Origin of the sequence: Pelomonas cellulosilytica, from assembly GCF_021353265.1 — a bacterium.
In the GTDB taxonomy this organism is placed as follows: Bacteria; Pseudomonadota; Gammaproteobacteria; order Burkholderiales; family Burkholderiaceae_C; genus Pelomonas; species Pelomonas cellulosilytica.
In genome coordinates this window covers 1-25,700 of sequence record NZ_JAJTWU010000010.1, presented here as the reverse complement: position 1 = coordinate 25,700, position 25,700 = coordinate 1, and the positions used below count along the sequence as shown (strand labels likewise).

The window sequence follows — 25,700 nt, the reverse complement described above, 5'->3', positions numbered from 1 at the left end:
GCGCCGCGACGGCTGACGGACCCGGCCGGGCGCCTCAGCGGATCGCCGTCACCCAGCGGTCGAAGCGCGGCGCCAGCCGCCAACCATCCTCGCCCAGCCAGTCGGCCGACACGAGCACATGGTGGGCGCGGCCGATGAGCTTCTCGCGGGGCACCGTGCCGATGTAGCGGGAATCCTCGCTGTTGTCGCGGTTGTCGCCGAGCAGGAAGTACTGCCCCGCGGGCACGGTGATCTCGGCGAAGTCGCGCCGCGCCCGGATTGCCGGCAGGATCTGCACGGCGTGCGGGCGGTCCGGGAGCTGCTCGGTCGTGCGCACCGCGTCGACCACCCAGCCCGGCGTCAGTGTCTCGCCGTGGCTTTGCGGCGTCGTGTAGGTCAGTGGCTGGCCGTTGAGGATGAGCACGTCATCCCGCAGGGCCACCCGGTCGCCCGGCAGGCCGACGATGCGCTTGATCAGCCGCGTGCCGCCGGCCGGCGAGTTCAGTGTGACCACGTCGCCGCGCCGCGGCTCGCCGAGCGGCAGCAGCACCACGTCGGTCAGCGGCAGCTTCAGGTCGTAGGCCAGGCGGTTGACGAGCACCACGTCGCCTTCCAGCAGCGTGGGTCGCATCGAGGCCGAGGGGATCGGGTTCCAGTCCGCCACGGCGGTGCGGAGCACGCCCAGGCCTAGGAGGAAGAGCAGGAAACCGCGGTTGTCACGGAGCAGGCGTCGGAGGTTCATGGCGGCCATCGTCGGCGCTGCGCCGCGTCGCTTGCGCCCGGCGTGCGCGAAGAGCCCGGTGGGCCGCATGAACGGCGGCTGGCGTGCATGAATGGCGGCGGGGCGGCCCGCCGCCGGCGATGCGCTCAGGCCGGAGGGGTCGGGTGCGCCGGCACAGGGGCATCGCTGCCTGCGCTGACGACGCGGTTGCGGCCCGCGGCCTTGGCCTGGTAGAGCGCGTCGTCGGCACGGCGGATGACAGCCTGCAGATCGCGGTCGGTCGGCCCGTACTCCGCCACGCCGATGCTGACTGTCACGTCCACGCCGGCGCCGCAGGCCGCCACGCGCGCGGCCACGCGTTGTGCCAGCGGCTCGGCGTCGTGCAGCCGCGTGCGCGGCAACAGCGCGCAGAATTCCTCGCCGCCCCAGCGGCCTACGAGGTCGTCGTTGCGCATCGCCGCCCGCAGGCTGGCCGCCACAGCCTTCAGCACCTCGTCGCCGCGGGCGTGGCCATGGCGGTCGTTGATGGCCTTGAAATGATCCACGTCCACCATCAGCAGCGCATAGCCGGCCTTGCCCTGGCAGGCGTCGGCGTGCGCGGCCTCCAGCTGCTGCAGCAGGCCGCGGCGGTTGAGCACGCTGGTCAGCTCGTCCGTGCGCGCCTGCAGGCCCAGCCGGTGCAGCACGCGGCCCAGCACCAGCCGGATGTGGATGACGTTGATGAGGCCGCCGATGAACAGCACGGCGATGGCCAGCGGGATGCTGGCGTTGCCCGGTGCGTCGATGGAGATCCGGGTGCTGGCGCCCAGCATCAGTGCCTGCACGCCGCGGGCACACAGCACGGCGCCCAGCACGCCATAGCCGACCGCCGCCGCCGCGGCGAAAACGGGGGTGACGGCGCGCCCCCAGCGCCACAGCAGCCGTGCGTTGGCGGCCATGCATGCCGCACAGCCGAAGCAGACCACCGCCACGCGCAGGCCGTGGCCGTTGTCGATCAGGAAGCTGCCTGCCACGCAGGCTGCCACGATCGCCAGCCCCGCGGCGTACGCGTGCGGCCGCGGCCGCCGCCCCCAGTGCAATGCAAGGCCGCGGTTTTCCACCACGGACGCGGTGACGATGATCAGGTCCGCCAAGTTGCGGGGCGCGCTGCCGCTGGGCCAGGGCGGCACGAATAGCGCGAGCCCGGCGGCCAGCAGGCACCAGCACAGCGCGAAATGACCCTCCACGCCGCACCAGCCGCGCGACATCCGTGCCGTCATCGCCCAGCCCAGAGCGTGGACGAAGAATTGCACCGAGACGAGTGCGATCAGCAGGGGTTGCTCTGGCACGACGGGGGGCGGTGGAACGGTAGCCGTCGAGTGTGGCCCATCCCTCGGGGCGCTCCCAGGGGGGCGACCCGTGTGGCGTCGACAAACGGCGTGACGGCCATCCCGCCGCCTCCGGGGGGAGGCGGTCTCCTACGGCCGATTCGGGCCTGGGCCTCGCCGGCCGTGGCGGCGTGCGTCTATCCTGGGGCTGCCAGACGTCCGGAGGTTCATTGCCATGTCGCATGCACTGTCATCCCGCAGTTCCACCCCTTCCCGCGTGCTGGGGCTCGTCGCCTGGCTGGCCATCTGCTTCGTCGCCGCGGCGGTGGGCAGCATCGCCTCGCTGGATGCGCCGGCCTTCTATGCAGAGCTGGCCAAGCCGGCCTGGGCGCCGCCGGCCGCCGTGTTCGGCCCGGTGTGGTCCGTCCTCTACACGCTAATGGCCGTGGCCGCCTGGCTGGTGTGGCGGGAGCGGCCGTCGCAGCGGGTGGACGGGGCGCTCGGGCTGTTCCTCGTGCAGCTGGCGGCCAACGCACTGTGGTCGTGGCTGTTCTTCGGCTGGCGGCTGGGCGCCTTCGCGTTCGCCGAGGTCCTGCTGTTGCTGGGGCTCGTCGCCGCCACGGTCGGCGCATTCTGGCGTCTGCGGCGCGCGGCCGGCCTGTTGTTGCTGCCGTACCTGGCGTGGGTGAGCTTTGCGTCGGTGCTGACCTGGGCCGTCTGGCAGCGCAATCCGGCGCTGCTCTGAGCGACGCGCCCCCGGTTTCGACGCCGTTTCTCCGTCGGTTTACGGGCGTGGCCCAGGGACCCCGACGGTAAACTCCCTCGATGCCCGTTCTGCTTGCCCTCGACAGCGCGACCGACACGATGGCCCTGGCCCTCGTGACGCCCGGGCAGACCCAGGTGTTCGAGGCGGCGGGGGGCGCGCAGGCGTCCGCCCGCATGCTGCCCGAAGTGCGCGCGATGCTCGCCAACGCCGGCGTGGCCATGGCCGACCTGGATGCCATCGCCTTCGGCCAGGGGCCCGGCGCGTTCACGGGCCTGCGCACCGCCTGTGCCGTCGCCCAAGGGCTGGCCTTCGGGCTCGACCGGCCGGTGCTGGCGGTCGACAGCCTCATGCTGGTGGCCGAGGACGCGCGCGGCCAGGGGGCCGGAGACGACGTCTGGGTTGCGATGGACGCGCGCATCGGCGAGATCTATGCGGGCCGCTACCGCTGGGCCGACGACGGCTGGCAGGTCGTCGAAGCGCCGGCCCTGTACGCCCCGGACGCGCTGGTGGCCCACTGGGACGAGCCCGCCGCCGTCGCGGGCACGGCGCTCAGCGAGTACGCCGCGGCCCTGGGGCCGCTGCCCCGCGCCTGGCCGCAGGCCGCCTCGCGCGCCGGGGCGTTGGGCCGTCTCGCGTTGGCCGCCTGGCAGCGCGGCGACCGGCGGGACGCCGCCGAGGCCTTGCCGGTCTACGTGCGCGACAAGGTCGCCCTGACCACCGCGGAACGCGAGCGGCGGGCATGAGCGCGCTGCTGGAGCGCAGCCGCCCGCCTTTCGAGGCCGCGGCCATGCGGATACCCGACCTGACCGAGGTCATCGCCATCGAGCGCCAGGCCTACCCGGTGCCGTGGACGCATGGCAACTTCGTTGATTCGCTGGCCGCCGGCTACCCGGCCGAAGTGTTGCGTGGCGCGCGCGCCGAACTGCTGGGCTACTGGGTGGCCATGCCGGGCGTGGACGAGATGCACCTGCTCAACATCACCGTCTCGCCGGCCTGGCAGGGGCTTGGCTTGGCGGTGGCGATGCTGGACCGGCTGGTGGCCCAATGCCGCCGCCAGGGGCTGGCGCAGCTGTGGCTGGAGGTGCGCGTCAGCAATGCGCGGGCGCGTGAGGTCTACCGCCGCTACGGCCTGACGGAGGTCGGCCGGCGCCGCGCCTATTACCCCGTGCCGGAGGGCCCGCGGGAGGATGCCATCCTGATGAGCCTGCCGGTGCCTGCATGAGCTGGGACGAACGACAGCGGGCGATGCTCGCGGAGATGGGGTACCGCCTGCCTGCCTGGCCGGCCGCTGCACCGGCGGTGGAGGTGCCTGACGAGCCGCCGCCGGCCGCCGCCGCGCCGGTTGCCATGGCCGCACCGGCCGCGGCTCCGGCCGTGCGGGCCGCCGCTCCCACGACGGCTTCCATCGCGGCGCCGGCACCGGCCATCGCCGCCGCCTTTGCCGGCCTGGACTGGTCGACGCTGCGCGAGGCCGTGGCCGCCTGTCGCAGCTGCGGCCTGTGCCAGCAGCGCCGCAACGCCGTCTTCGGCAATGGCGCGGCGATGCGGGCGCAGTGGCTCGTCGTCACCGATCCGCCGGACGAGGCGGACGACGCCGCCGGCGATGCGATGAGCGCCGATGCTGGCCGGCTGCTGGACCGCATGCTGCTGGCCGCAGGGCTGACGCGCACGGGCGACGCGCCCACTGCCTTCGTGACGCCGGTCGTCAAGTGCCGGCCGCCGCGCGGCCGGGCGCCGCAGCCGGCCGAGCTGGACGCCTGCGAGGCAGTGCTGGCCCGGCAGGTCGAGCTGCTGCAGCCGCGCCTCGTGCTGGCGCTGGGCGTGCAGGCGGCGCGCCGCCTGACCGGCCTGACCGAGCCGCTGGGCCGGCTGCGGGGACGCGTGCATGCCTGGCGCGGGTTGCCGGTCGTCGTGTCGTATCCGCCGGCCTACCTGCTGCGCACGCCGGCCGACAAGGCCGGCGCCTGGGACGACCTGCGGCTGGCCCTGCAGGCTGCCAAGGCGCCTGCGCGGGGGCGGTCGACGTGAGCTCCACCCTGCCGGTCGATCTGAAGCGCCAGGCGCTGGACGCCGCGCGCTTTCGCATGCTGGCCGACCATGTGCCGGCATGGATCGCGCTGTACGGAGCGGCGGACCACCGCTGCCAGTTCGCCAATCGCGGCTACGCCGAGGCTTTCGGGCTGACGCAAGAGTCCATCGTCGGCCTGCACTTCAGCGAGATCGTCGGGCCCGAGGGCTATGAGCATGTGCGGCCGCACGTCGAGCGGCTGGTGCGCGAGCTGCAGTCGGTTGTCTACGAGCGCGAGCTGCCCCGCCCCGGCGGCGATGTCGCCTATCTCGAAATCCACCTGATACCGCAGTTCGACGCGGACGGCGAGCTGCTGGGCAGCTGGGTGCTGGTCTACGACATCAGCCGCCATCGCCGCGCCGAGCAGCGGCTGCGCGAGTCCGAGGGCCGGCTAGAGAAGTTCATGCAGGCGACCGTGGAAGGCATCCTCTTCCACCGAGACGGCACCATGACCGACGTGAACCAGTCGCTGTGTGCGATGACCGGCTGGTCGGCCGACGAGCTGATCGGCCGGCATGTGCTGAGCTTCGTCGCAGAGGACCATCTGGCCAATGTGCAGGAGGTCATGCGCGCCAGCCGAGAGCTGCGCTACGAGACCGCCATCCTGCACCGTGACGGCACACGCATCCCGGTGGAACTCATCATCCGCACGCTGGAGCGCGACGGCGAGCGGCTGCGCATGGCCGTCGTGCGCGACATCCGAGACCGGCTCGCCAGCGAGGCGCGCATCCAGCACCTGGCCCACCACGACGGCCTGACCGGCCTGCTCAACCGCAGCGCGTTCATGGAGCGCATGGCGGCGATGCTGAAGCTGGCAGAGCGCAACAACGACATGCTGGCGCTGCTGTTCATCGACCTGGACAACTTCAAGCGCGTCAACGATTCGCTGGGTCATATGGAAGGCGATCAGGTATTGACGACTGTGTCGGAGCGATTGGTCGGCGCGCTGCGGGGCAGCGACCTCGTCGGTCGTTTCGGCGGCGACGAGTTCGTCGTGCTGTTGACCGACGTGACCGCGCGTGCCGATGTCGTCGTCGTGCTGGAGGCCTTGCTGCAGGTCGTCGAGGTGCCGGTCAAGGCCGATGGCCGGGCGCTGTCCGTCACGCCGTCCATCGGCGTGGCCGTGTTCCCGGACGACGGCCGGCTGGCCGACGAGCTCATCCAGCATGCCGACACGGCCATGTACCGCGCCAAGGCCAAGGGCCGGGCGACCTACCAGTTCTTCGAGTCGTCGCTGGCCGAGACGGCCTACGCTGACATCGTGCTGGAGGACGAGCTGGCCCAGGGGCTGACGCGCAACGAGTTCGAGCTGTTCTTCCAGCCGCAGGTGGAGGCGACGACCGGCCAGTTGTCCGGCGCCGAAGCGCTGCTGCGCTGGCGCCACCCGAAGCGCGGTCTGCTGTCGCCGGACGCCTTCATCTTCGTCGCCGAGCGCCACCGGCTGATGCTGCCGCTTGGCGAGTGGGTGCTGCGCGAGGCCGCGGCCACCGCGCGGCGCTGGCGCGAGCAAGGTCTCACCCAGGGGCATGGCGCGATGCGCATCGCCGTGAACCTGTCGCGCATGCAGTTCAACCTCGAAGGCTTCGCCGACACCGTCAAGCGCGTGCTGGCCGACTCCGGCGCCAAGGGGCAGTGGCTGGAGCTGGAGCTGACCGAGCGCATGCTCATCGACGACATCACGCATGCACCGGCCACGCTGGCGCAGCTGCGACAACTGGGCCTGACGGTGTCGGTCGACGACTTCGGCACCGGCTACACGTCGCTGGCCCACCTCACCGAGTTGCCGCTGGACAAGCTCAAGATCGACCAGGGTTTCGTCGTGCGCCTGCCTGACGACGTGGGTGCCCAGGCCATCACGCGGGCTATCGTGCAGATGGCCGTCGGGCTGGGCCTGACTGTGACGGCCGAAGGCGTGCGTACGGTGGCGCAGTGGCAGCTGTTAGCGAGCTGGGGCTGCCAGCAGTTCCAGGGCGAGCTGGTGGGCGTGCCGATGTCGGCCAGCGAGTTCGAAACCTGGGTGAGGGCACGATGAACCTGCAGCAGCGCCTGCATGACGAGATCGCGGCCGCCGGCGGCTGGCTGCCGTTCGACCGCTTCATGGCGATGGCCTTGTACGAGCCGGGGCTGGGCTACTACGCCGGCGACCGGCGCAAGTTCGGCACGATGCCGACCGAGGGCTCGGACTTCGTCACGGCGCCTGAGATGTCACCTCTGTTCGGCCGGGCGCTGGCGCGGCAGCTCGCGCAGGCAATGCAGGCCAGCGGCTGCTCGGAGGTCATCGAGTTCGGTGCCGGCTCCGGCGCGCTGGCGGCGCAACTCATCGCCGAGCTGGATGCGCTGGGTGCCGGCCTGGCGCGCTACCGCATCGTCGAGCTGTCGGCCGAGCTGCGGTTGCGCCAGCAGGAGCGCCTGGCGCACTGGGGCGCGCGCGTCGAGTGGCTGGACACGCTGCCCGAGGCGATCGAGGCGGTCGTCATCGGCAACGAGGTGCTGGACGCGATGCCCGTGCAGCTGCTGGCCTTCGATGGCGCCAGCTGGCGCGAGCGCGGCGTGGTGGCCTCTGGCGAGGGCTTCGCCTTCGCCGACCGCGACAGCCGGCTGCGCCCGCCGCTCGACACCGGCTTCGTGCCGGACACCGTGACCGAGATTCACCCGCAGGCCGAGGCCTTCGTCGCCACGCTGGCGCGGCGGCTGAAGCGCGGCGCGGCGTTCTTCATCGACTATGGCTTCCCGGAGGCCGAGTACTACCATCCGCAGCGCCGCGGCGGCACGCTGATGTGCCACCAGGGCCACAAGGCCGACGGCGATCCGCTCGTGGCGGTGGGCGACAAGGACATCACGGCCCACGTCAACTTCACCGGCATCGCGCTGGCCGGGCAGGAAGCCGGGCTCGTCGTGCTGGGCTACACGAGCCAGGCCAACTTCCTGCTGAACTGCGGCATCGCCGAGCTGCTGGGCAGCGCGTCGCTCGGCGAGCGGGCAATGGCTCACCGGCTGCTGGCCGAGCACGAGATGGGCGAGCTGTTCAAGGTCATCGGCTTCGCGCCGATCAGTGCGCCGTTCGACGCGATGGGCTTCGAGCGCGGGGACCGGTCGCACAAGTTGTAGCCCCTCGCCCAGTTTGCCGCGCTGAACGCGGGCGACGTGGCCCGGGACCGCGCTGCGGCTTGCGCCGAGCTCCCCGGGGGGGCGGCGATGCCCGCGGGGCTTGCTTCGCTCGCACATCGCCAGACAGGCCGGCTCGTGAGCGGCCCGGCGCTCGGCCCCTGAGGTCTACCAGCTGCCGACGTTGGGCATCGACGTCCACGGCTCGGCCGGGGCCAGCGCGGGGCCGTGCTGCAGCAGCTCGATGGAAATGCCGTCCGGCGAGCGGACGAACGCCATGCGGCCATCGCGGGGCGGGCGGTTGATCGTGACGCCGGCGTCCATCAGCTTGCGGCAGGCGGCATAGATGTCGTCCACGGCATAGGCCAGGTGGCCGAAGTTGCGGCCGCCGGTGTAGACCTCGACGTTGCCGTCGGCGTCGGGCCAGTTGTAGGTCAGCTCGACCTGAGCGTCCTCGTCGCCCGGCGCGGCGAGGTAGACGAGCGTGAAGCGGCCGGCCTCGTGCTCCGAGCGCTTGACCTCGACGAGGCCGAGGGCGTCGCGGTAGAACTTCAGCGAGGCGTCCAGGTCGTGGACGCGGACCATGGTGTGCAGATATTTCATGGACGCGGATTGTCTTCGCCCGTGACAACCACCGTCACCGAGCGGTTTTGCGCGCCGACCGATGACGGCAGGCGCACGGCACCCCGATACAGCATCGCGTGGACCCAGTCGGGGCACTTGCCGTCGCCGGAGCCGGCAAAGCCACCGGTCGGTGCGCAGATGTAGCGGCCTTCGGCGTCGTACAGCCGGTTGAACTGGTCGCAGCATGGAGCCTGCAACAGATAGACCGGCCGATGGCCGGGGCCGGTGAAGGACAGCAGGTTGCGCGCGGCGCCGGCCTCCCAGGCGCGGATGTGCTCGCGCACGGTCGGGTCGCCGGTGGCGCTGGACGGTCGAGATGGCTCGCCCGCATTGTTGGTCCGGCTGGCGCATCCCGCCACCGCAAGCGCGGCCAAGCCGGTCATGATCGTTACGGCCCGCCGGGCGCCTAGTAGTCCAGCCATTCCATCTCCGCGACGAGCCCGGCACCGCGGATGCGCTCGATCAGCGCGGTCATCAGCTCGATGTTGTTGTCGAAGCTGCCGTGGCAGGCAGCGATCTGGTCACCCATGCGCGTCGTGCGCACCTTGGTGGTGGCTACGCGCTGGAGCAGGTCGCCCGCGGGCCACAGCTTCAGCCAGTCCGTCACGTCCTTGCGGGCCGCATCGGCCCACTGGTCGTCCACCCAGGGGCCCTTCTGCGGGATGAGCGCCCGCTCCATGCCCAGCAGCGGCTGCTTGCGGATGTCGTCCAGCGCGCGGGAGACGAGGTAGAGCAGCGACTTGCCGTAGATGTCGCGTTCGGGTGTGGGCAGGCCGTCGCTGCGCTCGTTGCCGTCGGTCAGCACATTGATATGCAGTGCTTTCAGCGGCAGCACGCCGGCGGCGTCGGCCCGGCCGTAGTGGTCCACCGCGAAGCGGCTGGAGCAGGCGGGCGCCTGCAGCTCGCAGCTGGCTACCGGTACCACATCGTCCCCGGCCAGGCAGTCCAGCAGATGGCCCAGCAGGATGGAGCCGGCCGAATGGCCGACAAGGTGGATCTCCAGCGCCGTGCCGCTCTTTGCCAGCGCAGCACGCAGCTCGCGCAGCATCGCGGCGGCCAGCGCCAGCACATGGCCGCTGTCAGCGCCGCCGGCGGCGTTCTCGCGCATCTCGCTCCAGATGCCGCGCGCGAACTGCCGGCCGACGGCCTCGATGGCGCGGTCCTTGGCTTCGGCGGCGGCCTCGCGCAGGCGGTCCAGCCAGCCGGCGCTGCGATCTCCGTCGATGACGCGGTGGGCCAGGTCTTCCACCATGTCGATCAGCGTCTCGCCGGGGCCGGTCTTCCACGTGAAGAACAGCGGGTAGATGCCGTTTGCCAGGAAGTAGGGCGCCAGCACGCGGATGCGCTGGATGGATTCCAGCTCGGCATTGAGGCCGCCGTGGGCGTAGACGGCCAGCTTGAAGGTCTTGTCCTTGCGGGCCTTGAACCAGGCCAGCGGCCGCTCGACGACGATCTCCCGTGCCAGGCCCTCGCGGTCACGGCGGTCCCGCGTGAAGTCGGTGGCCATCAGCTCGCCGTCGTTGCCGGAAACGAGGGTGTGCGTGTACGCCGCATCAGTGCTTAGCGGGCGGTAGTCGGCGTGGTTGAACTGGTGGTTGAACGGCCAGGGGTCGTCGGGCGGGTTGCCATCGAGGCAGGGCGTGGCGCCGAGGTCGGCCAGCCCGCCGCCGGCCGTCACGCGGAAGCCGCTGGCGGCGGCGCGCGCAGGCGCCTTGGCGCTCTTGCCGGCCGGCTGCTGGCGGCCCGTCAGGTCGGACAAGGCCTGCGGCACGCCCAAGGCCACGGCCCAGGCATCGGAGCCGTGGGTGACCCAGTCGTCATACGGCAGGATGGCGAAGCCGCTCGCGCCCCAGGTCGTGCCCCAGCTGTTCTGCACGACGAAGCCGCGCTCGTTGAATCCCACGAGCGCGAATGCGTGACCGCCGGTCTTGTGCGTCATGCGGCCGATGCGGGGCAGCTTGTCGTGGCTGTCGGGCACGCCAGACGCGTCCACCGCCCAGCCGTCGTGCACGTCGGCTGACACGTAGACGGCGCCGATCTCGTAGATGGCGGACTGCATGTCGACGACGCTGGTCTTGTCGACGCGGTAGTACACGCCCAGCGGCCGGCGCGTGGCGTCTTCATCCCAGCCAGGCAGTGGGCGCTGAAAGACGCCGGCGCCGTGGTCGTCCAGCGGGTAGGGCCACAGCGAGGACGAGCAGATGCCATGCTTGTGCCAGCCCTTGAGCGCGCCGCGGCAGGAGGAGCCCTCGTAGTCTTGCCCGGGCCACTCGTCGTAGAGCTTGGCAAGCTCGTAGAACATGCGCGGGCTGACCAGCTCCGGCGGTTTGCGGGCCGCCGGTTTCGTGACGATGTGCCCCAGCCAGTACAGGTAGTTGGTGACGCAGGCCAGGCCGAAGCCGGTGCAGGCGCCCTCGTTGCCCTGGTTGAGGATGCGACCGGTCTTGACGTAGGCGGGCAGCAGCTTCTTCAGGTCGGCGTCCGACGGCCAGCGCGGCGGCAGCGAGCGCAGAGGCGAGCGGTAGACGAGGTCGCGCAGGTCCAGCCGGTCGGGGCGGGCGTCGAGCTTGGGGGTGAGGGCAGCGGCCGCGGTCTTCTTCGCGGTTTTCGCGGCGGTGACGGTCTTGGCGGCCTTGGGGGCCTTGGCGGGGGCGGGCTTGCTGGGACGGGTGGCCATGGGGGTCTCCGAATAAGCGGCGGATGATGGCGCGTCGGAGCGGGCGGGGTCCAGCAGACGGGCGAGGTGGATCCCCATGTTGAAGGATGTCCCCCGCGCCGGCCCGAACGCCGGCGGTGGCCCTAGCATGACGGCCCATGCCGCCATTGAACGAGTCCAAGCCCTCTGCCGTCATTCCTGGCCTGGTTCGCAACTGGACCTTTCGACCATCGCCCTTGCGCTGGTCGGAGCGCCTGCGCACGGCCAACCGGGTGCTGAGGTATGCCCGCCGGGCGCCCGCGTCGGCCGTGTTGAAGCCGGCACCGCCGGCGGCACGCTGGGTCGTGTGCTTCGTCTACGTTCCAGGCGACGGGTTGTCGGCCGGCCAGCGGTTCACGTTGGAACGCCTGAGAGCATTGGCGCTGCCCGTGCTGGTGGTGTGTGCCTGCCCGCGCGACGCTGCGGTGCTCCAGGGGCTGCTCGGGTTGTGTGATGCCTTGCTGTGGAAGGATTTGCCGGGCTACGACTTCTCTGCGTACCGGCTCGCGTTATCGCACCTGGCCGGACATTCACCGGGCGCCGACGTGCTGGTGATGAACGACTCGGTGTACGGCCCGTTCTCGGACTTTCGCGAGGTATTCGACACGGCGCCCTGGGCGCTGGCCGGCTTCACCGCGTCCAACCAGCGCGCGGCGCACATCCAGTCCTACGCTTTCTTGCTGCGCGATGTACGCCCGTCTACGATGGCGCGGCTGGCGCCGGTGTTGCTGCCCGGCCTCGCGTTCAACCAGTTCCGGCAAGTCGTCGATCTGCAGGAAACCCGCTTCGCCCGCGTCGCGGCGCGGTCGATGTCAGTCGGGGCGCTGTGGTTCGGCGACGTGCGGGATGTGAGCGACCCGACGCTCGCTCGTCCGATGGAACTGCTCGAAGCCGGTTTCCCGTTCCTCAAGCGGTCATTGCTCGGCAAGCATCAAGACGCGATCGAACGCGACGAGGTGCTGGCGCGGCTGGAGGCCCTTGGACATCCGCTGCCGTCGAGCATGGCCGACCCGGTGTGACGCGGTCCGCTGCCGATCACCGGCCCAGCGGCGCGATGCCCAGCCAGGCCGCGTGCAACCAGAACGCGAACACGGCCCACAGCACGACGCCGATCACGACGGTCACCGCGGTGCCGGCCATCGTGGGTGCTGCCATCGCCGGGGCGGGCCGCCGGCGCGCGGCGCGGAACACGAGGATGGCCCAGACCAGGAAGCTGCCGAACAGCATCACGTCGGCCAACGAGGTGTTGGCGATCAGATGAGCGAAGGCCCACACCTTGACCGCCAGCGTCATCGGATGCTGCAGCCTGGCCTTGAGGTGGTTGCGCGGCACGTAGGCGGCCGCCAGCAGCACCATGGCGACCAGCATCAGCGCCGCCGCCGCGTGGTTCATGCCGGGGATGCGTGGCCACAGCTCGACGGTCTGCCAGCGGGCCTGCGAGAAGCCCCAGAGGATGAGCCCGAAGCCGACGAGCGACGCGACCGTGTAGGCGCCCTTCCAGCCGTTCTCGCCGAGGCGGGCGATCTGCGCATCGCGCCAGCGCGGCGCGACAGCGCGCGTCAGATGGATGCCGAGGAAGAGGGCGAGGCCGAGGGCCAACCAGGTCATCGAAAACTCCTTGGGTAGATGCGTGCGACGAGGCGCGAGTGTGCGGCACGGAGCGGCCCGCCGTCTTGTGCGCGTCTAGGTTTGCCGGTCCACGCGCAGCGCGAGCACGACCGAGCTGTTGGTTCGCAGCACGCCGTCGATGTCGCCGATCTCGTCCAGCAGTGCGTCCAGCCGGGCCGTCGTGTCGGCGCGCAGCAGTGCCATGTAGTCGAACTCGCCGCTGACGCTGGCGAGCTGGCGCAGCTCCGGCAGTGCCGTCAGCCGCCTGACGACCTCGCGCCCGGCCTTGGGACTGACGGTAATGCCGACGAAAGCCTGCACGCTGCGGCCGGCTTCGTCGCCACCCAGTCGCGCCGTGTAGCCCACGATGCGCCCGCTGGCCTCCAGCCGTGCCAGCCGCGCGACGATGGTGGTACGCGCCACGCCGAGCTTGCGCGCCAGGGTGGCGGTGCTCTCCCGGGCGTTGGCCTGCAGCAGCAGGATGAGCCGGCGGTCGAGGTCGTCGGCGGTTGGGGCGGGATTTACCCGTGCTTCATTCATAACGGCGAATCATCGCGACGATTCGACGAATCAACAATGACTTTCGTCGAAGCATCGCTTTCTTTCGTCAGCCGCTCTGCCTAGAGTCGGCGCCACGCAAGAACCTGCCTGGAGCCCTCCCATGAAGATCGCCCTGCTCGGTGCCGGCCACATCGGCCAGACCATCGCCCGCCTGCTGCACGCCACCGGCGACTACCAAGTCACCGTGCTCGACAAGAACCCCGCCTACCTGAAGACGCTGGCGGCCGAGGGCATCGCCACCGCCGAGGTCGACAGCGACCACCGCGGCGCGCTCGCCGCCCAACTCCGTGGCAAGGATGCCGTCGTCAACGCGCTGCCCTATCACCTGGCCATCACCGCGGCCGAGCTGGCGCTGGAGTGCGGCTGCCATTACTTCGACCTGACCGAGGACGTGGCCGCCACCAAGGCCATCAAGGAAATGGCCACAGGTGCCCGGACCGCCTTCATGCCGCAGTGCGGCCTGGCGCCCGGCTTCATCGGCATCGTGGCCCACCACCTGGCCAGCGGCTTCGACTCGGTGCGCGACGTGCAGATGCGCGTCGGTGCGCTGCCGGCCTTCCCGACCAACGCGCTGAAGTACAACCTGACATGGTCGGTCGACGGCCTCATCAACGAGTACTGCCACCCCTGCGAGGCCATCCACGACGGCGAGACCATCGCCGCGCTGCCGCTGGAGGGGCTGGAGCATTTCAGCCTGGACGGCACCGAGTACGAGGCCTTCAACACCTCGGGCGGCCTCGGCACGCTGTGCGAAACCTGGGCGGGCAAGGTGCGCAATCTCGACTACAAGACCGTGCGCTACCCCGGCCATCGTGACTTGATGCAGTTCCTGCTGGGCGACCTGGGCCTGAAGGGCGACCAGGGCAACCTGAAGGACATCATGCGCAAGAGCATGCCGGCGACGATGCAGGACGTCGTGCTCGTGTTCGTGACCGTGTCGGGCATGAAGAACGGCGTGCTGCTGCAGGAGGTGTTTGCGCGCAAGATCTTCGCGACGCGGGACGGCGCTCAGCCGCTCTCCGCCATCCAGATCACGACCGCGGCCGGCATTTGCGCTGCGGTGGACCTGTTCCGCGAGGGCCGCCTGCCGCAGTGCGGCTTCGTGCGTCAGGAGCAGGTGGCGCTGCCAGACTTCCTCGCCAACCGCTTTGGCGCCGCTTACCAGCAAAGCCGCCAGGTCGAGTCCATTTCCTGACCGCAGAATGCCCGTATGAAGCAACAAGCAGTCTCCCTACTGGACGCCCTGGGCGTCCATCTGCCGGCCTCCGGCGACCTGACCGTGCGCTCGCCTATCGACGGCGGCTTGCTGGCGCAACTGCCCGCGGCCGGCGCCGCCGACATGCAGTCGGCCATCGGCCGCGCGCAGGCCGCCTTCCTCGCCTGGCGTGTCGTGCCGGCGCCCAAGCGTGGCGAACTCGTGCGGCTGTTCGGTGAGGAGCTGCGCGCGCACAAGGCGCAGCTCGCGCAGTTGGTGTCCATCGAAGCCGGCAAGGTCACCAGCGAAGGCCTGGGCGAAGTCCAGGAAATGATCGACATCTGCGAGTTCGCGGTGGGCCTGAGCCGCCAGCTGCACGGCCTGACGATCGCCAGCGAGCGCCCCGGGCACCGCATGATGGAGCAGTGGCTGCCGCTGGGCGTCGTCGGCATCATCTCGGCGTTCAACTTTCCCGTCGCAGTGTGGGCCTGGAACTCGGCGCTGGCGCTGGTGGCCGGAGACGCCTGCGTCTGGAAGCCGTCGGAGAAGACGCCGCTGACCGCGCTGGCGACGCAGGCGTTGTTCGAGCGCGCCGTGAAGGCCTACCGCGCCGCCGGCCATGCGGCGCCTGACGGCCTGTCCGAACTGGTCATCGGCCGCGCCGACGTGGGCGAGGCGCTGGTGGACGATACCCGCGTCGCCCTGGTCTCCGCCACCGGTTCCACGCGCATGGGCCGCGCCGTCGGCCCGCGCGTGGCCGCGCGATTCGGCCGCTGCCTGCTGGAGCTGGGTGGCAACAACGCCATCATCGTCACGCCCAGTGCCGACCTGGACCTGGCCGTGCGCGGCATCCTGTTCGGCGCTTACGGCACGGCCGGCCAACGCTGCACGACGACGCGCCGCGTCATCGTGCACGAGAGCCTCCACGACGCGCTCGTCGAGCGCCTGGACCGCGCCCGCGCGCAGCTGCCCATCGGCTCGCCGCTGGAGCAGGGCACGCTGGTCGGTCCGTTGATCGACGCGCAGGCGTTCGATGCGATGCAGGTCTCGCTGGCCGCTGCGCGCGAGCAGGGCGGCCAGGTCAGTGGCGGCGAGCGGGCGCTGGCTGACCGCTTCCCCGAGGCCTGGTACGCGACGCCCGCGCTGGTGCGCATGCCGGCGCAGACCGAGGTCGTCCGCCACGAGACCTTCGCGCCCATCCTCTACACGCTGAAGTACAAGACGCTGGAGGACGCCATCGAACTGCAGAACGGCGTGCCACAAGGCCTGTCGTCGGCGATCTTCACGACGGACCTGCGTGAGGCGGAGCGTTTCATGAGCGCTGCCGGCAGCGACTGCGGTATCGCCAACGTCAACATCGGCACGTCGGGCGCCGAGATCGGCGGTGCGTTTGGCGGCGAGAAGGAGACCGGCGGCGGCCGCGAGAGCGGCTCGGATGCGTGGAAGGCCTACATGCGCCGCACGACCAACACCGTGAATTACTCGAGCGAGCTGCCGCTCGCACAGGGCGTTCGGTTCGACGTGTGAAAACCCCTGCTATAGTGCGCGGCTCCTGAAAGCCCAGGTGGCGGAATTGGTAGACGCACTAGTTTCAGGTACTAGCGGGTAACTCCGTGGAGGTTCGAGTCCTCTCCTGGGCACCAAACAAGCAAAGGCCAGCGCGAAAGCGCTGGCCTTTTTGCTTGGGGCGTCCCGTTCCCTGCGCCGATCAGGTCCTGGGCGACGCCGGCTTTGCGCGTCGTTGACGGTGTTGTCGAGGCGGTCATCGAGCGAGGGCCGATGCCTACGGGACTCTGCCAAGGCGGCAACAGCGTGACTCTGAGCCACAATCGCGCCCGCCCGAGCCGTTCGGGCGAGTTATTTCGCGAGATCCCCCGCAATGAACAAGACCGATCTGATCGAACACCTGGCCGCCAAGCATGAGCTGAGCAAGGCCGAAGCCGGCCGCATCCTCGAGACCCTGCTGGACGCCGTCGTTACCACCGTCAAAAAGGGTGGCTCCGTGTCGATCCCGGGCTTCGGCTCCTTCAAGCAGCACGCCCGTGCCGCCCGCAACGGCGTGAACCCCAGCACCGGCGCCAAGATCAAGATCGCCGCCGCCAAGCTGCCGAAGTTCACCCCGGGCGCTGGCTTCAAGGCCGCCGTCGATCCCAAGGCTGCTGCCAAGAAGGCTGCTGCCAAGCCCGCCGCCAAGCCGGCAGCCAAGGCCAAGAAGAAGTAAGAAGGCGTCTGACGCCATGAACGGCAACCGGGACGGATCGCCGGCCGAGCACCGGGCCGCCCCGGCCCGTCTGGCAGTACGCGAGCGGGGCCTTCCCCGCGAGCATGGCCGTCCCCGAGGGGGCCGAGGCGGGCCTCATTCAGCCCAGTGGGCTGGATGTGCCTGCCGAGGAGCTGTGGTACTGACCGCAGCGCGGCCTGCAAGGCCGGCTCCGGGACTCCGTGGACGAGGGGCTCGATGAGCACCCGCGGCACCAGCCCGACCATCGTCGATGTCGCCCGCGAGGCGGGCGTCTCGATCAAGACGGTGTCGCGCGTGCTCAACCATGAGCCGGGTGTCCACGAGACCACCCGTGAGCAGGTCATCAAGGTCGTGGAGGCGCTGCGCTACCGACCCAAGCAGTCGGCTCGCAGCCTGGCCGGCGGCCGCTCCTTCCTGATCGGACTGCTGTACTACGACCCCAGTGCCGCCTTCGTCGGCAGCGTGCAGCAGGGCGCCACGTTGCGCTGCCGCGAGCTGGGCTACCACCTCGTCGTCGAGTCCCTGCACAACGACGCGCCGGACCTGCGGCAGCAGATCGATCGCATGGTGCTGGCGCTGCGACCGGACGGCATGATCCTGACGCCGCCGCTGTGCGACAACCCCGAGGTGCTGTCGGCCCTGCGCGAGAGCGGCACGCCCTGCGTGCTGATGTCGCCCGAGCGTGACATCCACGGCGTGCCGTCGGTGCGCATGGATGACGTGCATGCGGCCGAGGAAATCACCAACCTGCTGATAAGCCTCGGGCATCGGCGCATTGCCTTCATCAAGGGGCCGCCCGACCAGTCCGCCAGCGCTGCGCGCTATCAGGGATTCGCCAATGCGCTGCGTGCCCATGACATCGAGCTGGACCCGGAGCTGGTTCGGCCGGGCAGCTTCACCTTTGAGAGCGGGCGCGAAGCGGCGCATCAGTTGCTGAGCCGCCGCCAGCGCCCAAGCGCCGTGTTCGCCAGCAACGACGACATGGCGCTGGGCGTGCTCGCCGCGGCGCAACGGCTCGGGCTGGCCGTGCCGGCCGAACTCTCCATCGCCGGTTTCGACGACTCGCCGTCGGCGTCCCTCGTCTGGCCGCCGCTGACGACCGTGCGGCAGCCCGTCGCCGAGATGGCGCGCACCGCCGTGGAGATGCTGATCTTCGGTCTCAAGCCCGACGCGTCTGCGGCGCCAGCCGACGACGATGAACTCCACAAGGTGCTGCCGCACGAGGTCGTCGTGCGCGATTCGACCCGAGCCTGCTGAGCAGCACCCCGTGGCGTGAGGAACGTCACGGTGCCCGCTGGCGTCGATCCCGATAGAAAAGACACCGCTGTCATTTCGTATTGACAGCGTTGTCAACGATGTTCGATGATGCTTTGCTGGCGTTGCAGTCCCAGCGTGTGCCGGTGTCCGTCGCGGCCCGGTTCTTCGCCATCGATGGCTTCCACCTGCCCGGCGCCGATGCGTCCGGCCTTCGCACCATGAACATCCTCGACCCCTCCCGCCTCGACGTCGCTGCACTCGCCCAATCCTTCCCGCCCGATTTCCTCTGGGGTGTCGCCACCAGCGCGGCGCAGATCGAAGGCGCCGCCTTCGAGGACGGCAAGGGCGCGTCCATCTGGGATCATTTCTGCCGCCAGCCCGGCCGCATCAACGACGCGTCGAATATCGACGTGGCCTGCGACCACTACCACCGCTACCGTGAAGACGTGGCGCTGATGAAGAGCCTGGGGCTGGACTGCTACCGCTTCAGCTTCTCGTGGCCGCGCGTGCAGCCGCTCGGCCAGGGCGCCTGGAATGAGCCCGGCTTCGCCTTCTATGACCGCCTCATCGACGAGCTGCTGGCCGCCGGCCTCAAGCCGCATGCGACGCTTTACCACTGGGACCTGCCGCAGGCGCTGGACGAGGGGATCGGCGGCTGGCTGTCGCGCGACGTGGTTGGCCGTTTTGCCGACTATGCGGCCGAGATCGCCCGCCGGTTCGGCGACCGCCTGGCCAGCATCGCGACGCACAACGAACCGTGGTGCACCGCCACGCTCGGCTACGAGACCGCACAGTTCGCCCCGGGCCACAAGAGCCGCGCTGAGAGCCTGCAGGTGGCGCACCACCTGATGCTGTCTCATGGCGACGCCATCGCCGCGATGCGCGCCGTGACGAAGACGCAGCTCGGCATCGTCCTCAACCACACGCCGTCCTTCCCGGCCACGCCCACCGAAGCCGATCGCCGCGCCGCCCGCATCGACGACGGCTTGAATGTGCGCTGGTACATGGACCCGATCTTCCGCGGTGCCTATCCGCAGGACGCGATCGACTTCGTCGGCGCCGATGCACCCAAGGTGCAGGCCGGCGACCTGGAGCGCATCCGCCAGCCGCTGGACTTCCTCGGCGTCAACTTCTACACGCGCAGCCTTTTCAATGCCGACGGCACGACCGTCAAGGGCCCGGGCAAGCGCGGCTTCACCGACATGGGCTGGGAGATCGTGCCCGAGGTCTTCGCCCAGCACCTGGTGCGCCTGGCGCGCGAATACAACCCGCCGCCGATGTTCATCACCGAGAACGGTATGGCCAATGCCGACACGGTCGTCGATGGCCGCGTGCCCGACAAGGAACGCATCGCCTACCTGTCCGCCCACCTGCAGGCGCTGGCCACCGCGATGAGCCTCGGCGCTGATGTGCGCGGCTATTTCTACTGGAGCCTGCTCGACAACTTCGAGTGGAACTCCGGTTATGTGAAGCGCTTCGGTCTTGTGCACGTGGACTACGACACCCTCACCCGACTGCCCAAGGACAGCGCGCACTGGTACCGCGAGTTCGTCGCCCAGCATCACGCCACGCGCTGACGACGACGTCCGGGCCCGTGGCGGCCCGGACCGCGCGGGCCGCCGAACCCTCGTCGCGACGACAGGGCGGGCGCCAGTCATGCATTCCTCCGCGTTTGCCCCGAGAAAGGCTCGGGATTTCGGTCACGATCAGGCGCTAAGCTCCGCGGTGTGCCGCAAGCGGAAATATTTCCGCCTGCGTGCCATCGGCCAGACTTGCAGCAGCAGGAGGCCGATGCCGGAACAGCAGTCATGCCGGACCGGCGTCGAGTCGAGGGATGCCCGCGCGCACGGGTTTTGAATGAATGCAGGATAGATCCAACGATCCGCTGATCGACGTCAGCCAATTGACTGTGGGGATGTTCATCCACCTGGATCTGGGCTGGATGTCGCATCCGTTTCCGCTGTCGAGCTTCAAGATCTCGTCCACCGACCAGCTGCTCGTCCTTCGCCGCCTCGGTCTCACGCAGGTGCGTTGGAGTCCTGCGAAGAGCGATCTGTCGTTGCGGCCGAATGCTCCGGCGGCCGACGCCGCCGCGGCACCTGCCGAGCCCGCGCAACCCTCGCAGCCCACGCCCGAAGAGCTGGCCCGCGAGGCGCATCGCCGCGCGCTGGCGTTGCAGCGCGAGGCGCTGCGTCTGTGCGAGGCCCAGTACCGCGAGGCCGCGGAAGGCTTTCGGGGCGTCATGGATCTCGTGCAGAGCGACCCGCACTCCGCCCGCGGTCATGCCGAGCGCCTGACGGCCGCGCTGCTCGACAAGATGCTGGTCGAGGGCGACCTCAACATGCGCTTGCTGAACGAAGCGGCCGGCGACCGCGGTACGGCCCATGCGCTCAACGTCTGCATCATCGCGTTGCTGCTGGGGCGCGCCTTCGGCCTGAGCCGCGACGAGATGATGGACCTCGGCGTCGGCTCGCTGCTGCACGACGTGGGCAAGCTCGAAGTCGCCGCACGGCTGCGCCACCGTGACGAGAGCTTCACAGCCGCCGAGACGCAGGCGTACCAGCAGCACGTCATCAAGGGCGTGGCCATCGGGCAGACGATGGGTCTGGCGCCCGCGCCGCTGCTCATCATTGCGCAGCACCATGAGCACGCCGACGGCAGCGGCTTCCCGCAGCGCATCAACATGGACCGCATGAGCACCGGCGCGCGCATCGTCGCGCTGGTCAACCGTTTCGACGGCCTGTGCAATCCGCTGATTTCCTCCAAGGCGATGACGCCGCACGAGGCGCTGTCACTGATGTTCGCGCAGGGACGCAACCGCTTCGATGCGACGATGCTGAATGCCTTCATCCGGATGATGGGCGTCTACCCGCCGGGCTCCACCGTTCAGCTCACCGACGACCGCTACGCGCTGGTTGTCTCAGTCAACTCGGCCCGGCCGCTGAAGCCTCGCGTCATGGTGCATGACACCAAAGTCTCCAAGGACGATGCGCTGGTGCTCAACCTGGAGGAGACGCCGGACCTGGGCATCCGCCGCAGCCTCAAGCCGCAGTTCCTGCCGCGGGCGGCGCTGGACTATCTCAGCCCCAGGTCACGGATTGCCTACTTCTTCGACGCGGTGATGACCGGGCCAGGGGAGTTGGTCACGTGACTGCCAGCCGCGAGGCCGACCGTACTGAGCCTCGCGTTCCCGAGGCGCCGCCCCTGATCGGCGCATTGCTTGAAGGACTGCCGGAGCCGGCCTGGCTGGTCGACGGCGAGAGCATGACCGTCAGTGCCATCAACCGGGCTGCGCTGCGGCTGCTCGGCCTCAAGCCAGAGCGCGCGCTGGGTCAGCTGCCGGCGCAGCTGTGCGGGTCGCTGGAAGATGAAGCCTTCTGGCAGGGTGCCTCGCGCGACCCCTTCGCTCGCATCCGGTCCGACACGGTGCTGACCCACAGCGACGGCCAGCCGCGCTGGGTCAGCCGGGCCATCAGCCCCATCCACACCCCGGACGGCGGCCACCATTGGCTCGTGCTGCTGCACGACCAGACCCGCCGCCGCCGTGCCGAGGCCGAGCGCGAGACGCTGCTGGCCGAACTGCGCGCCACGCTGGAGTCGACGGCCGACGGCATCCTGGTCGTCGACCTGGCCGGTCGGGTGCGTAGCTTCAACCGGCGCTTTGCCAAGCTGTGGGGCCTGCCCGGCGGCCTGCAGCACGAGCCTGGCGACGCCGGCCTGTGGCTGAGCCTGCAGCGCGTCATGCGCGACGGCGAGCAGTACCGCCAGCGCATTGAGGCGCTGCTGGACGCGCCGTTGATGCGCTCCAGCGACATGCTGCGGCTGGCCGACGGCCGCGTGCTGGAGCAGGTGTCGCTGCCGCAGATGAGCCGTGGCGAGCCCATCGGCCGCGTGTTCTCGTTCCGCGACCTCAGCGAGAAGCTGGCCGCACACCAGCGCATCGAGGAACTGGGCCGCTCGGACGTCCTGACCGGCGCGCCCAACCGCCGCGCGCTGGCCGACCGCATCGTCCAGCAGATGTCAGCCGAAGCTGCGGGCGAGGCGCCGGTCTTCGCGCTGCTGCACCTCGACCTAGACCGTTTCAAGCAGATCAACGACACGCTCGGCCACAGCTATGGCGACCGCGTGCTGCGCGAGGTCGTCGAGCGCCTGCGCGGCGCCGTTGGCCCCAACGACACGCTGGCGCGACTGGGCGGCGACGAGTTCGCGCTGCTGATCGACGGCGCCCAGATGTTCGAGGCCGAGGCCGCCGCTCGTCGCGTGCAGCAGCAACTGGCCGAGCCCTTCAGCTTCGACACGCTGAGCTTCACCGTGACCGCCAGCTGCGGCATCGCGCTGTACCCGAGCGATGGCAAGAAGCCTGACGAGCTGATGGCCAGCGCCGAGCGGGCCATGCACTGGGTCAAGGAAAGTGGGCGGGCGGGTTTCCGCTTCCATGTGCCGCGCAAGGAGGTCGATCTTCTGTCGCGCATGCGGCTGGACCATGCGATGCGCCAGGCGCTCGCCGAAGGGCGCTTCCGTCTCTACTACCAGCCGCAGGTGGAGCTGGGCAGCGACCGCGTCATCGGCGCCGAGGCGCTGATCCGCTGGCGCGACCCGCTGCGTGGCGACATCTCGCCGGCCGAGTTCATTCCGCTGGCTGAGGAGAGCGGCTTCGTCGTGTCCATCGGTGAATGGGTGCTGCGCGAGGCCATCGACCAGGCCGCCCACTGGCTCAGCCGGGGCCTGCGCATGCCGGTGGCCGTGAACGTGTCCGCGCTGCAGTTCCAGCAGGCCCATTTCGTTGACAGCGTTGCCGCCGCCCTGCACGAGGCTGCGCTTCCAGCCAGCATGCTGGAGCTGGAATTGACCGAAGGCGTGCTGCTCGGCGACGCCGATGAAGGCCTCAAGCGCATGCAGGCGCTTGCCGCGCTGGGCGTCACGCTGTCCATCGACGACTTCGGGACCGGCTACTCCTCGCTGGGTTATCTGAAGCGATTTCCCATCCAGCGTCTCAAGATCGACCGTAGCTTCGTCAAGGGCCTGCCGTCCGACGCGAGCGACTGTGGCATCGCCAATGCCATCGTGCAGATGGGGCGGGCGCTGGGCCTGCAGGTCATCGCCGAGGGCGTCGAGACCGAGGCGCAGCGCGACTTTCTCGCCCAGGCCGGCTGCCATGAGTTCCAGGGCTATCTGTATTCGCCGGCGCTGCGGCCGGAGGACTTCGAGCAACGCGTGCGGCCCCGCCGCCATGTCGTCGATGCCGCCGTGTCCGGTTGGCTGGGCCTCGCCAGCCTTGGTTGAGCGTTTCCCATGGCGCGGCACACAATGGGGCCATGCTCTATCGCTTCAAATCCAAGTCCGGTGCGGATGTCGTCATGCTCGCCGAATCCGCCGATGCCGTGCTGCGCCTGATGGGGCGCTCGCCAGCGCCCCAAGGCATCCTCGAAGCCGCCGACCTGCCGGTGCTCATCCAGGCGCTCGAGGCCGGCGTGGCGGCCGACGAGGCGCAGTTCGAGCAGGCGGTTGACGCCGCGAAGGTCGCTGGCGAGCCGGCGCCGCGTCGCCAAGGGGTCTCGCTGCGCCAGCGAGCCTGGCCGTTGCTGGAGCTGATGCGGCGCAGCCAGGGCGAAAGCCACGACGTCGTCTGGGGCGTGTAGTGGAGCAGGCCACCCGACTTCTTCTCATCCGCCACGGCGAAACGGCCTGGAACCGCGAGACCCGGATCCAGGGCCATACCGACATTCCGTTGAGCCCGCTGGGCCTGGCCCAAGCTGAGCGGCTGGCCGAAGCGCTGGCCGACGAGCCTTTGGCGGCCCTCTATGCCAGCGACCTCACACGCGCCCGGCAGACGGCCGAGGCGCTCGCCCGCGTGCATGAGCTGCCCATCCATTTCGATGCCGCCTTGCGCGAACGCGCCTTCGGTCGTTTCGAGGGACTGAGCTGGTCGGAGATCGACGCCCAGTTTCCCGACGACGCCGCCCGCTGGCGCCGCCGCGAACCCGACTTCGCTGTCGGCGGTGGCGAAAGCCTTCACCAGTTCAGCGCCCGCTGCGTTGCCGCCGCATGCCGCGCGGCGGCGGCTCATCCCGGGCAGAGCATCGCCCTTGTGGCCCACGGCGGTGTGCTCGACTGCCTTTATCGCGCGGCCACGCGGGTGGCCCTGGATGCGCCGCGAAGCTGGCAGTTGGGCAACGCGACGATCAATCGCGTGCTTGCGACGGCCGAAGGCTTCACGTTGGTCGGATGGAACGACGACCGCCATCTTTCCGGCCTGAGCGCCGACGACATCGCGGCCTGACTGGCGTGGCTGCAGACGTCGCAGGTCCCTAAGCCCACTGTTGCATCCACGCGTCGGCGGCGCGAATTGTGACAACTTGCGCTTCTATACTGATTTGGTTCGTTCTCCAAGGCGGCCTTGTCAACCCGCCGTAACCCTTTGCAAAGGCTAACGATGAAGAAAATTGCACTCGTCGCCGCTCTGGCCGCCCTCACGGCTGCTCCGGCTTTCGCCCAAAGCTCCGTCACGCTGTGGGGCCGCATCAACACCAGCGTTGAAAGCCAGAAGATCGGCAACGCCGATCGCGTCGGCAAGATGGAGAACAACAGTTCCCGCCTCGGCCTGCGTGGCACGGAAGATCTGGGTGGCGGCCTGAAGGCTGCCTTCAACCTGGAGCACGGCTTCAAGTCCGACGACGGCACCCTCCATACCCTGGGTGGGGCGTCGAACATGTTCTGGTCGCGTCAGGCCAACGTCGAACTGAGCGGCGCTTTCGGTACCGTGCGCCTCGGTACCTGGTTCCCGGATTCGTACTTCTCGACCGTTGACCGCACCAGCAACCACAACCACGACACCGGCACGTCGTCTGACGCGCTGTTCTCGAGCTTCGGTTTCGACTACCGCACCAACAAGATCGGCTACTTCTCGCCGACGGTGGGTGGTTTCAGCGTGATCGCCAGCGCCCGCGCCGGCGAAGCTACGGGCCCGCGTGCGTTCGATCTGTCGGCCAACTATGAAGTGGGCGGCCTGCATCTGGCAGCAACCTACGCCGAAGCCGACAAGTTCGCCACGTCGAACAAGCGCAAGGCGTACACCTTCGAAGGTGACTACGCCTTCGGCCCCTTCCTGGTGACCGGTTACTACCAGCGCGAAGAAGTGGACAACTTCCGTTCGCGCGACATCGGTCGCGTGTCGGCCATGTACACGCTGGGCGCTTCCGAGTTCCACGTGAACGTCGGCGGCACGAAGTCCGGCGGCGACGGCACCTTCAAGAGCGCCGGCGCTTCGCAATGGACGCTGGGCTACAACTACAACCTGAGCAAGCGCACCAAGGTCTACGCGTTCTATACCGCGATCGACCAGAAGCTGCCGAACAAGCAAGGCGACTTCTCCTCGCTGGCTGCCGGCATCCGCCACAACTTCTGATCCTTCCCGGACCGGAAACGAAAAGCGCCCTGCGGGGCGCTTTTTTTTGTGCGCTCAGCATGAGCGCACTTCTCGCGGGTGCAAGTCCCGTCGTAAGTTGATCACAGCGAACGAAGCGAAGCGCAACTGCATGAGGGTGACCGGGTGTGGGAAGGAAGCGTGGAGCG

Annotated in this window: 24 protein-coding genes and 1 tRNA gene; 18 read left to right on the top strand and 7 right to left on the bottom strand. The window is 69.5% G+C overall.

Annotated features, from left to right (window positions below; all coding sequences use genetic code 11):
- Nucleotides 1–34: 34 nt before the first annotated feature.
- Together lepB and LXT13_RS28855 are read right to left on the bottom strand one after the other, a co-directional pair.
- Entirely contained in the window at nt 35–721 is a 687-nt protein-coding gene (lepB, locus tag LXT13_RS22780) for a signal peptidase I (RefSeq protein ID WP_233374609.1), read from the bottom strand.
- A 125-nt stretch (nt 722–846) separates the two neighbouring features.
- Entirely contained in the window at nt 847–2,028 is a 1,182-nt protein-coding gene (locus LXT13_RS28855; protein WP_233374608.1) for a GGDEF domain-containing protein, read from the bottom strand.
- Nucleotides 2,029–2,242: 214 nt separating this feature from the next.
- Here LXT13_RS28855 and LXT13_RS22770 point away from each other — a divergent pair, with 214 nt between their 5' ends.
- From LXT13_RS22770 to LXT13_RS22745, 6 genes are all read left to right on the top strand, one after another.
- On the top strand, nt 2,243–2,752 hold the full coding sequence (locus LXT13_RS22770; RefSeq protein ID WP_233374607.1) for a TspO/MBR family protein: 510 nt from the start codon (nt 2,243–2,245) through the stop codon (nt 2,750–2,752).
- Nucleotides 2,753–2,832: 80 nt separating this feature from the next.
- Nucleotides 2,833–3,516 carry a tRNA (adenosine(37)-N6)-threonylcarbamoyltransferase complex dimerization subunit type 1 TsaB gene (tsaB, locus tag LXT13_RS22765; RefSeq protein ID WP_233374606.1) on the top strand — a complete coding sequence of 228 codons (684 nt, stop codon included), beginning with the start codon at nt 2,833–2,835 and terminating at the stop codon, nt 3,514–3,516.
- Nucleotides 3,513–3,995, top strand: coding sequence for a ribosomal protein S18-alanine N-acetyltransferase (gene rimI, locus LXT13_RS22760; protein WP_233374605.1), 483 nt, complete (start codon nt 3,513–3,515; stop codon nt 3,993–3,995). Before tsaB ends, rimI begins: the two co-directional genes overlap by 4 nt.
- A complete protein-coding gene (locus LXT13_RS22755) occupies nt 3,992–4,801 on the top strand; it encodes a uracil-DNA glycosylase (RefSeq protein WP_233374604.1) in 810 nt (269 codons plus the stop codon). Before rimI ends, LXT13_RS22755 begins: the two co-directional genes overlap by 4 nt.
- Nucleotides 4,798–6,873 carry a putative bifunctional diguanylate cyclase/phosphodiesterase gene (locus LXT13_RS22750; RefSeq protein WP_233374603.1) on the top strand — a complete coding sequence of 692 codons (2,076 nt, stop codon included), beginning with the start codon at nt 4,798–4,800 and terminating at the stop codon, nt 6,871–6,873. The genes LXT13_RS22755 and LXT13_RS22750 overlap by 4 nt, the downstream gene beginning before the upstream one ends.
- Nucleotides 6,870–7,949, top strand: a complete 1,080-nt coding sequence (locus LXT13_RS22745) for a class I SAM-dependent methyltransferase (RefSeq protein WP_233374602.1) — start codon at nt 6,870–6,872, stop codon at nt 7,947–7,949. Before LXT13_RS22750 ends, LXT13_RS22745 begins: the two co-directional genes overlap by 4 nt.
- Nucleotides 7,950–8,114: 165 nt before the next feature.
- Here LXT13_RS22745 and LXT13_RS22740 read toward each other — a convergent pair whose 3' ends face one another.
- The 3 genes from LXT13_RS22740 to LXT13_RS22730 are packed head-to-tail and all read right to left on the bottom strand — an operon-like array spanning nt 8,115 to nt 11,247.
- Nucleotides 8,115–8,549: a VOC family protein gene (locus LXT13_RS22740; protein WP_233374601.1), complete on the bottom strand. Its 435-nt coding sequence runs from the start codon at nt 8,547–8,549 to the stop codon at nt 8,115–8,117.
- Nucleotides 8,546–8,953: a DUF6970 domain-containing protein gene (locus LXT13_RS22735; RefSeq protein WP_233374600.1), complete on the bottom strand. Its 408-nt coding sequence runs from the start codon at nt 8,951–8,953 to the stop codon at nt 8,546–8,548. Before LXT13_RS22735 ends, LXT13_RS22740 begins: the two co-directional genes overlap by 4 nt.
- Before the next feature lie 23 nt (nt 8,954–8,976).
- A complete protein-coding gene (locus LXT13_RS22730) occupies nt 8,977–11,247 on the bottom strand; it encodes a C1 family peptidase (RefSeq protein WP_233374599.1) in 2,271 nt (756 codons plus the stop codon).
- Between the two features lie 323 nt (nt 11,248–11,570).
- On the opposite strand from LXT13_RS22730, the gene LXT13_RS22725 reads away from it, so the two are divergent.
- The gene (locus tag LXT13_RS22725) at nt 11,571–12,284 is read left to right on the top strand and encodes a rhamnan synthesis F family protein (RefSeq protein WP_233374598.1); all 714 of its coding nucleotides are present in this window, start codon (nt 11,571–11,573) and stop codon (nt 12,282–12,284) included.
- A 16-nt stretch (nt 12,285–12,300) separates the two neighbouring features.
- Here the strand turns inward: LXT13_RS22725 and LXT13_RS22720 are convergent, their stop codons facing one another.
- Both LXT13_RS22720 and LXT13_RS22715 read right to left on the bottom strand, forming a co-directional pair.
- Nucleotides 12,301–12,873, bottom strand: coding sequence for an NnrU family protein (locus LXT13_RS22720; RefSeq protein WP_233374597.1), 573 nt, complete (start codon nt 12,871–12,873; stop codon nt 12,301–12,303).
- A 75-nt stretch (nt 12,874–12,948) separates the two neighbouring features.
- Nucleotides 12,949–13,413: an Lrp/AsnC family transcriptional regulator gene (locus LXT13_RS22715; protein ID WP_233374596.1), complete on the bottom strand. Its 465-nt coding sequence runs from the start codon at nt 13,411–13,413 to the stop codon at nt 12,949–12,951.
- A gap of 121 nt (nt 13,414–13,534) precedes the next feature.
- Here LXT13_RS22715 and LXT13_RS22710 point away from each other — a divergent pair, with 121 nt between their 5' ends.
- The 11 genes from LXT13_RS22710 to LXT13_RS22660 all read left to right on the top strand — a co-directional run bounded on the left by LXT13_RS22710 (nt 13,535) and on the right by LXT13_RS22660 (nt 25,533).
- On the top strand, nt 13,535–14,629 hold the full coding sequence (locus LXT13_RS22710; protein WP_233374595.1) for a saccharopine dehydrogenase family protein: 1,095 nt from the start codon (nt 13,535–13,537) through the stop codon (nt 14,627–14,629).
- Between the two features lie 15 nt (nt 14,630–14,644).
- On the top strand, nt 14,645–16,156 hold the full coding sequence (gene amaB / locus LXT13_RS22705) for an L-piperidine-6-carboxylate dehydrogenase (RefSeq protein ID WP_233374594.1): 1,512 nt from the start codon (nt 14,645–14,647) through the stop codon (nt 16,154–16,156).
- A gap of 31 nt (nt 16,157–16,187) precedes the next feature.
- Nucleotides 16,188–16,272 (top strand) — tRNA-Leu (locus tag LXT13_RS22700).
- Between the two features lie 236 nt (nt 16,273–16,508).
- A complete protein-coding gene (locus LXT13_RS22695) occupies nt 16,509–16,850 on the top strand; it encodes an HU family DNA-binding protein (protein ID WP_233374593.1) in 342 nt (113 codons plus the stop codon).
- Between the two features lie 237 nt (nt 16,851–17,087).
- Nucleotides 17,088–18,128, top strand: coding sequence for a LacI family DNA-binding transcriptional regulator (locus LXT13_RS22690; RefSeq protein WP_233374592.1), 1,041 nt, complete (start codon nt 17,088–17,090; stop codon nt 18,126–18,128).
- Between the two features lie 218 nt (nt 18,129–18,346).
- Nucleotides 18,347–19,705: a GH1 family beta-glucosidase gene (locus tag LXT13_RS22685; protein WP_233374898.1), complete on the top strand. Its 1,359-nt coding sequence runs from the start codon at nt 18,347–18,349 to the stop codon at nt 19,703–19,705.
- 284 nt (nt 19,706–19,989) lie between these two features.
- Nucleotides 19,990–21,279 (top strand): cyclic di-GMP phosphodiesterase, encoded by a 1,290-nt coding sequence (locus tag LXT13_RS22680; protein ID WP_255719687.1) that lies wholly within the window; start codon nt 19,990–19,992, stop codon nt 21,277–21,279.
- Nucleotides 21,276–23,411, top strand: a complete 2,136-nt coding sequence (locus tag LXT13_RS22675; protein ID WP_233374590.1) for a putative bifunctional diguanylate cyclase/phosphodiesterase — start codon at nt 21,276–21,278, stop codon at nt 23,409–23,411. Before LXT13_RS22680 ends, LXT13_RS22675 begins: the two co-directional genes overlap by 4 nt.
- A 32-nt stretch (nt 23,412–23,443) precedes the next feature.
- Nucleotides 23,444–23,767 (top strand): DUF1840 domain-containing protein, encoded by a 324-nt coding sequence (locus tag LXT13_RS22670; RefSeq protein WP_233374589.1) that lies wholly within the window; start codon nt 23,444–23,446, stop codon nt 23,765–23,767.
- A complete protein-coding gene (locus tag LXT13_RS22665) occupies nt 23,767–24,408 on the top strand; it encodes a histidine phosphatase family protein (protein WP_233374588.1) in 642 nt (213 codons plus the stop codon). Before LXT13_RS22670 ends, LXT13_RS22665 begins: the two co-directional genes overlap by 1 nt.
- A 153-nt stretch (nt 24,409–24,561) precedes the next feature.
- Nucleotides 24,562–25,533, top strand: a complete 972-nt coding sequence (locus tag LXT13_RS22660) for a porin (protein ID WP_233374587.1) — start codon at nt 24,562–24,564, stop codon at nt 25,531–25,533.
- The last annotated feature ends 167 nt before the right edge of the window (nt 25,534–25,700 follow it).

Excerpts from the sequence above, each read along its gene's own strand:
- LXT13_RS22720 (WP_233374597.1), bottom strand. The coding sequence starts at position 12,873 with ATGACCTGGTTGGCCCTCGGCCTCGCCCTCTTCCTCGGCATCCATCTG.
- amaB (WP_233374594.1), top strand. The coding sequence starts at position 14,645 with ATGAAGCAACAAGCAGTCTCCCTACTGGACGCCCTGGGCGTCCATCTG.
- LXT13_RS22690 (WP_233374592.1), top strand. The coding sequence starts at position 17,088 with ATGAGCACCCGCGGCACCAGCCCGACCATCGTCGATGTCGCCCGCGAG.
- tsaB (WP_233374606.1), top strand. The coding sequence starts at position 2,833 with ATGCCCGTTCTGCTTGCCCTCGACAGCGCGACCGACACGATGGCCCTG.
- LXT13_RS22755 (WP_233374604.1), top strand. The coding sequence starts at position 3,992 with ATGAGCTGGGACGAACGACAGCGGGCGATGCTCGCGGAGATGGGGTAC.
- LXT13_RS22770 (WP_233374607.1), top strand. The coding sequence starts at position 2,243 with ATGTCGCATGCACTGTCATCCCGCAGTTCCACCCCTTCCCGCGTGCTG.
- LXT13_RS22685 (WP_233374898.1), top strand. The coding sequence starts at position 18,347 with ATGAACATCCTCGACCCCTCCCGCCTCGACGTCGCTGCACTCGCCCAA.
- LXT13_RS22745 (WP_233374602.1), top strand. The coding sequence starts at position 6,870 with ATGAACCTGCAGCAGCGCCTGCATGACGAGATCGCGGCCGCCGGCGGC.
- lepB (WP_233374609.1), bottom strand. The coding sequence starts at position 721 with ATGAACCTCCGACGCCTGCTCCGTGACAACCGCGGTTTCCTGCTCTTC.
- LXT13_RS22670 (WP_233374589.1), top strand. The coding sequence starts at position 23,444 with ATGCTCTATCGCTTCAAATCCAAGTCCGGTGCGGATGTCGTCATGCTC.
- LXT13_RS22680 (WP_255719687.1), top strand. The coding sequence starts at position 19,990 with ATGCAGGATAGATCCAACGATCCGCTGATCGACGTCAGCCAATTGACT.
- rimI (WP_233374605.1), top strand. The coding sequence starts at position 3,513 with ATGAGCGCGCTGCTGGAGCGCAGCCGCCCGCCTTTCGAGGCCGCGGCC.
- LXT13_RS22695 (WP_233374593.1), top strand. The coding sequence starts at position 16,509 with ATGAACAAGACCGATCTGATCGAACACCTGGCCGCCAAGCATGAGCTG.
- LXT13_RS22735 (WP_233374600.1), bottom strand. The coding sequence starts at position 8,953 with ATGACCGGCTTGGCCGCGCTTGCGGTGGCGGGATGCGCCAGCCGGACC.
- LXT13_RS22710 (WP_233374595.1), top strand. The coding sequence starts at position 13,535 with ATGAAGATCGCCCTGCTCGGTGCCGGCCACATCGGCCAGACCATCGCC.
- LXT13_RS22740 (WP_233374601.1), bottom strand. The coding sequence starts at position 8,549 with ATGAAATATCTGCACACCATGGTCCGCGTCCACGACCTGGACGCCTCG.
- LXT13_RS22660 (WP_233374587.1), top strand. The coding sequence starts at position 24,562 with ATGAAGAAAATTGCACTCGTCGCCGCTCTGGCCGCCCTCACGGCTGCT.
- LXT13_RS22730 (WP_233374599.1), bottom strand. The coding sequence starts at position 11,247 with ATGGCCACCCGTCCCAGCAAGCCCGCCCCCGCCAAGGCCCCCAAGGCC.
- LXT13_RS22715 (WP_233374596.1), bottom strand. The coding sequence starts at position 13,413 with ATGAATGAAGCACGGGTAAATCCCGCCCCAACCGCCGACGACCTCGAC.